The organism is Mycobacterium sp. IS-1264, assembly GCF_001954195.1.
In the GTDB taxonomy this organism is placed as follows: domain Bacteria; phylum Actinomycetota; class Actinomycetes; order Mycobacteriales; family Mycobacteriaceae; genus Mycobacterium.
This window is the reverse complement of the sequence record NZ_MBES01000027.1, coordinates 1-5,909: the sequence shown is the minus strand read 5'-3', so window position 1 is coordinate 5,909 and position 5,909 is coordinate 1. Positions and strand designations below refer to the sequence as shown.

The following is a 5,909-nucleotide window of genomic DNA, read 5'->3' as shown; positions in this document are numbered from 1 at the left end:
CTTGCTACCACCGGCGGCGCCGGGGTGGATGTGGTGCTCAACTCGCTGGCCGGTGAGTTCATCGACGCGTCGCTGCGCCTGATGGTCGGCGGTGGACATTTCATCGAGATGGGCAAGACCGACCCGCGCGACCCCCAACTCGTAGCGGCCCAGCACCAGGGCGTGCACTATCGGGCGTTCGATCTGATCGAGGCCGGCCCGGACCACACAGCGACGATGCTGGCCGAGCTGATGACGCTCTTCGCGGCGGGCACGTTGAAGCCGTTGCCGGTCAAGACCTTTGACGTGCGATGCGCCCCGGCGGCGTATCGCTTGATCAGCCAGGCGCGCCACATCGGCAAAGTGGTGCTTACCATCGGCGACCGTGGGCTTGCCGGGGGCAGTGTGGTGGTCACCGGGGGCACCGGGATGGCGGGTTCGGCGCTGGCGCAGCATCTGGCGACGCGTTATGGGGTGGCGCATGTGGTGCTGGCCAGCCGCCACGGTTCCGATGCCGAGGGTGTGGCCGACGTGGTGTCGCGGTTGGAAGAAGCCGGGGCGCGGGTGTCGGTGGTGGCCTGTGATGTCGCCGATCGTGACGCGGTCGCGGCGTTGATCGCCGGGCTGCCGCCGCAATATCCGCTCAAGGGGGTGTTTCATGCCGCGGGCCTGCTCGATGACGGGCTGATCGGTTCGTTGACGCCGGATCGGGTGGATGCGGTGTTGCGGGCCAAGGTGGATGGGGCCTGGAATTTACATGAGCTGACCGCGGATTTGGATGTGCCGGCGTTTGTGATGTTTTCGTCGATGGCCGGCATCGTGGGAACCCCGGGGCAGGCCAATTATGCGGCGGCCAATAGTTTCCTCGATGGCCTGGCCGCCTATCGGCGTGCGCAGGGGTTGGCGGGGTTGTCGGTGGCGTGGGGCCTGTGGGAGCAGGCCAGCGGCATGACCCGACACCTGGGCGAGCGCGACAAGGCCCGCATGACGCGACTCGGCCTCGCACCGCTGTCCACCGAACACGCCCTGCAACTCTTCGACGAAGCGATGCTCGCCGACCTTCCCATGCTGGTGGCCGCGCGCGTCGATGCCGCCGCGCTCGCCGACCAGCGCGCCGCGCTGCCCCCGCTGCTGAGCCAATTGGTCGTCGCTCGTCCCACCCGGCGCGTCATCGACGACACCGACACCACGGCGGCCTCGACGACGAGCCTCGTCGCACGGCTGCAGGGCCTGACGTCCGAGCAGCGACACGACCGACTCGTCGAGGTGGTATGCAGCAACGCCGCCATCGTGTTGGGCCGCCAGAACGCGGCCGACATCAACCCCGGCACGGTGTTTCAAGACCTCGGGTTTGATTCGCTGACCGCCGTCGAACTGCGCAACCGGCTCAAAACCGCTACCGGACTGACCCTTTCGCCCACACTGATCTTTGACTACCCGACGCCGATCGTGTTGGCCGAGCACCTCGACGCCCGCTTGGCCGTCGACGCCACCGATGCCGGCCAACCAAACCTGATGAACCGATTCAACGACATCACTCGTGAACTACAAGCACTGCTCGATCAAGCCGACTGGAAACCCGAGGACAAGACGCAGCTCACCACCCGCATCCAGGCCCTGATGACCACCCTCAGCACCCACCTCGACCCGTACGAGTCCTACGACGCCGACGACGAGGACATCGAAACCGCCACAGAAAGCCAGCTCTTCGCCATCCTCGACGAAGAGCTCGGCTCCTAAAGCCCGCAAGGAGTGACAGTGTCGGGCCCCGACAAGCATCTCGATTACCTCAAGCGCCTCACCGCCGATCTGCGGCGTACCCGGCGGCGCCTTTCCGAATTGGAAGACAAGTTGTCGCAGCCCGTGGCGGTGGTGGGGATGGCGTGCCGGTACCCGGGCGGCGTGGATTCGCCCGAGGGCTTGTGGGACATGGTGGTTGAAGGCCGCGACGCCGTGTCCGACTTTCCCGCGGACCGGGGCTGGGACGTGGCCGGGCTGTACGACCCGGACCCTGACACGCCGGGCAAGATGTACGTCCGCCAGGGCTCCTTCCTGTCCGACGCCGGCGATTTCGATGCCGGATTCTTCGGCGTCGGGCCCAGCGAGGCGCTCGCGATGGATCCACAGCAGCGGCTGATGCTGGAGTTGTCGTGGGAAGCGTTGGAGCGCGCCGGAATTGACCCGTTGGCGCTGCGCGGCTCGGCGACGGGTGTGTTCGCCGGCGTGATCCACGCCGGCTACGGCGGCGAGGTGCACGGCGAGCTGGAGGGCTACGGACTCACCGGCTCGACGTTGAGCGTGGCCTCCGGACGCGTGTCGTACGTCCTGGGGCTGGAAGGCCCGGCGGTATCGGTGGATACGGCGTGTTCGTCGTCGCTGGTGGCGCTGCACCTGGCAGCGCAGTCACTGCGGTCGGGAGAGAGCGATCTGGCGCTGGTGGGCGGTGTGACCGTGATGGCCACCCCGGCGGCATTCGTGGAGTTCAGCCGCCAGCGGGCGCTGGCGCCGGACGGCCGGTGCAAGGTGTATGCCGGTGCCGCCGACGGCACCGCGTGGTCCGAAGGCGCGGGGGTATTGGTCGTAGAGCGGTTGGCCGACGCCCGACGGTTGGGACACCCGGTGTTGGCGCTTGTGCGGGGCTCCGCGGTGAATCAGGACGGCGCGTCCAACGGCCTGACCGCTCCCAATGGGCCGTCCCAGCAGCGGGTCGTCCGCGCGGCGCTGGCCAGCGCCGGCCTAGCGGCCGCGGACGTCGATGTGGTGGAGGGGCACGGCACGGGCACCACGTTGGGCGATCCGATTGAGGCGCAGGCGCTTCTGGCCACCTATGGACAGGATCGGCCGGCGGACCGGCCGCTGTGGCTGGGGTCCATCAAATCGAACATCGGTCACACGTCGGCCGCCGCGGGCGTCGCCGGCGTGATCAAGATGGTGCAGGCGATCCAACACGGCGTGCTGCCGCAGACGTTGCACGTGGATGTGCCCACGCCGCATGTGGATTGGTCGGCCGGAGCGGTGTCGGTGTTGACGGAGTCACGGCCCTGGCCCGCGGGGGATGGTCCCCGCCGGGTGGGCGTTTCGTCGTTCGGGATCAGCGGGACGAACGCGCATGTGATCTTGGAAGAGGCCCCGACGCAGGCGCCGGCGCTGGAGATCGAAAGCGTTCCGGCGCAGCCCGATGACGCCGCGACGGCGTGGGTGTTGTCCGCCCGCTCGGAGCGGGCGCTGGCCAACCAGGCCAAGCGATTGCTGGCGCGGGTGGCCGCCGATGCCGACTTGACTCCGGCCGATGTGGGTTGGTCGTTGGTGACGACGCGGCCGGTCTTCGACCATCGGGCCGTGGTGATCGGCGCCGACCGCGACGATCTCGTCGCGGGGTTGATCGAGCTGTCGGCCGGCGAGCCGGGCGGGGGCCTCGTCGTGGGGCGCGCGCAAGTGGGCGGTAAGACGGCGTTCGTGTTTCCCGGGCAGGGTTCGCAGTGGTTGGGGATGGGCCGGCAGTTGCATGAGCGGTTCCCGGCGTTCGCGGAGGCGTTTGACGAGGCGGTCAGCGCGTTGGATCCGCATCTGCGATTGCCGCTGCGCCAGGTGATCTGGGGCGACGACGCCGCGCTGCTGGAAAGCACCGAATTCGCTCAGCCGGCGTTGTTCGCCGTCGAGGTGGCGCTGGCCGCATTGCTGCGGCACTGCGGCGTGGTGCCGGACGTCGTGACGGGTCATTCGGTCGGGGAGATCGCCGCGGCCCATGTGGCCGGGGCGTTGTCGCTCGCCGATGCCGCCCGGGTGGTGGCGGGCCGGGGCCGGTTGATGGCGGCCCTGCCCGCCGGCGGGGTGATGGTCGCGGTGGCCGCCGGCGAGTCGGAAGTCGCACCATTGCTGACCGAGGCGGTGAGCATCGCCGCGGTCAACGCGCCTAACGCGGTGGTGATTTCGGGTGCCCAACAGCCGGTGGAGGCGGTCTCGGATCGGCTGGCGGAGTCGGGTCGACGGGTGCACCGGCTGGCGGTGTCGCACGCGTTTCACTCGGCCCTGATGGAGCCGATGCTCGACGAGTTCGCGAAGCTGCTCGACGGGATTTCGGCCGCACCACCGCGAATTGCATTGGTGTCGAACCTGACCGGCCAATTGGCCGGAGCCGGCTACGGGTCGGCGCAGTACTGGGTTGACCATGTGCGGCAACCCGTCCGTTTCGCCGACGGCGTAAGGGCCGCGGAGTCGTCGGGGGCTGACGTTTTTGTGGAGGTGGGTCCCGGCCGTGGCCTGACCGCCGCGGTGGAGCAGTCGTTGACCGCCGACCGGGCGGTGTCGGTGGTGACGCAGGCCACGGATCGACCCGAACTCGAGTCACTGCTGGCCGCGCTGGCGCGGTTGTTCGTCCGGGGTGTCGGTGTGGACTGGCCCGCCGCGTTGGGGGGCGGGAACCGAGTCGACTTGCCGACGTACGGATTTGTGCGGCAGCGGTATTGGTTGCCTTACGGCGCCGTGGGATCGGCGGACGTGCGGGGTGCCGGGTTGCTGCACGCCGGACATCCGCTGTTGAGCGCGATAGTAGACCGGCCCGATTCGGGCGGCGTGGTGCTGACGGGCTCCCTGTCGGTGGGGGATTTCCCGTGGCTGGCGGATCACGTCGTCGATGAAGTGATGTTGTTTCCCGGTGCGGGATTCGTGGAGTTGGTGCTGCGGGCGGGGGATGAGGTCGGCTGTTCGGTCCTGGAGGAGCTCACGTTGTTGGCGCCGCTGGTGCTCCCGGAGACCGGCGGGGTGCGGGTGCAGCTGGTCGTCGACGCGGCCACCGAGTCGGGTTCGCGCGCCGTATGGGTCTATTCGCGTGGCGCCCACGCGGATTCGATCTGGGTGTTGCACGCGCAGGGCGTGCTGAACGCGGGCTCGGCGGCGCCCGCGGACCTGTCGGTGTGGCCGCCGGCCGGCGCGTCGGCGGTCGACGCGGTCGATGTGTACGGCGTGTTGGCGGCGCGGGGCTACGAGTACGGGCCGGCGTTTCGCGGCGTGCGGGCGATGTGGCAACGGGGACAAGAGATTTTCGCCGAAGTCGCCGTCGGTGAGGGTGTGACGGTCGCGGGGTTCGGAATTCATCCTGTCGTGTTGGACGCGGCGCTGCATGCGATGGGGGTGGTCGGCCAACAGGTCGAGACGATGCTGCCGTTTTCCTGGCAGGGCGTGTGTCTGCACGCAGCCGGTGCATCGAGGGTCCGGGTGCGGATCGCGCCGGCCGGCGCCGGGGCGGTGTCGGTGGACCTGGCCGATGGCGCGGGTCTGCCCGTGTTGTCGGTCCGCGAGTTGGTGCTTCGCCCGGTCTCGGCGAAGGCGTTGTCGGCGGCGGTCGCGGCGGCCGCCGGCGGCGGTGGCGGCTTGTTCGACGTCGTGTGGTCCCCGGTTCCGGTGGAACCCACTGGCATTGGCGACAACGGTGCGACGGTGTGGCAGCTCGGCCCGGCGGCCGACGGTGTGGTCCGGTCGGTGCACGCGGCCACCCATGAGGTGCTGCGGGTGTTGCAATCGCGGCTCGCCGCCGAGGATGCCGGGGAACTGGTCGTGGTGACGCACGGCGCGGTCAGTTGGGCCGGCGAGGATGTCGAGGACTTGGCCGGCGCTGCCGTGTGGGGGCTGGTGCGCTCCGCACAGGCCGAGCATCCGGGTCGGTTCGTGTTGGTGGACTCGGACGGATCGATGGATGTCCGCGATGTTATCGGTTGTGGTGAACCGCAACTCGTGGTGCGCTCCGGTGTCGCGCACGCCGCTCGGTTGACCCCGGTCGGGGCCGGGGCGGTACTGGAGCTGCCGGATGGGGGCTGGCGGTTGGCAGCCGGTGGCGGCGGCACGCTGGAAGACCTGGTGGTGCAGCCGAGCGCACGGGTGGAGCTGGCCGCCGGGCAGGTGCGGGTGGCGGTGGCCGCGGTGGGGGTGAACTT

Annotated in this window: 2 protein-coding genes; both read left to right on the top strand. The window is 69.4% G+C overall.

The features are described from left to right. Positions 1–1,719 (top strand): SDR family NAD(P)-dependent oxidoreductase (locus A5744_RS05890; RefSeq protein WP_139331249.1); only part of this gene is annotated, 1,719 nt, incomplete at its 5' end. 18 nt (positions 1,720–1,737) lie between these two features. Then, a partial coding sequence (locus tag A5744_RS05885; RefSeq protein ID WP_076059230.1) for a type I polyketide synthase occupies positions 1,738–5,909 on the top strand: 4,172 nt, incomplete at its 3' end.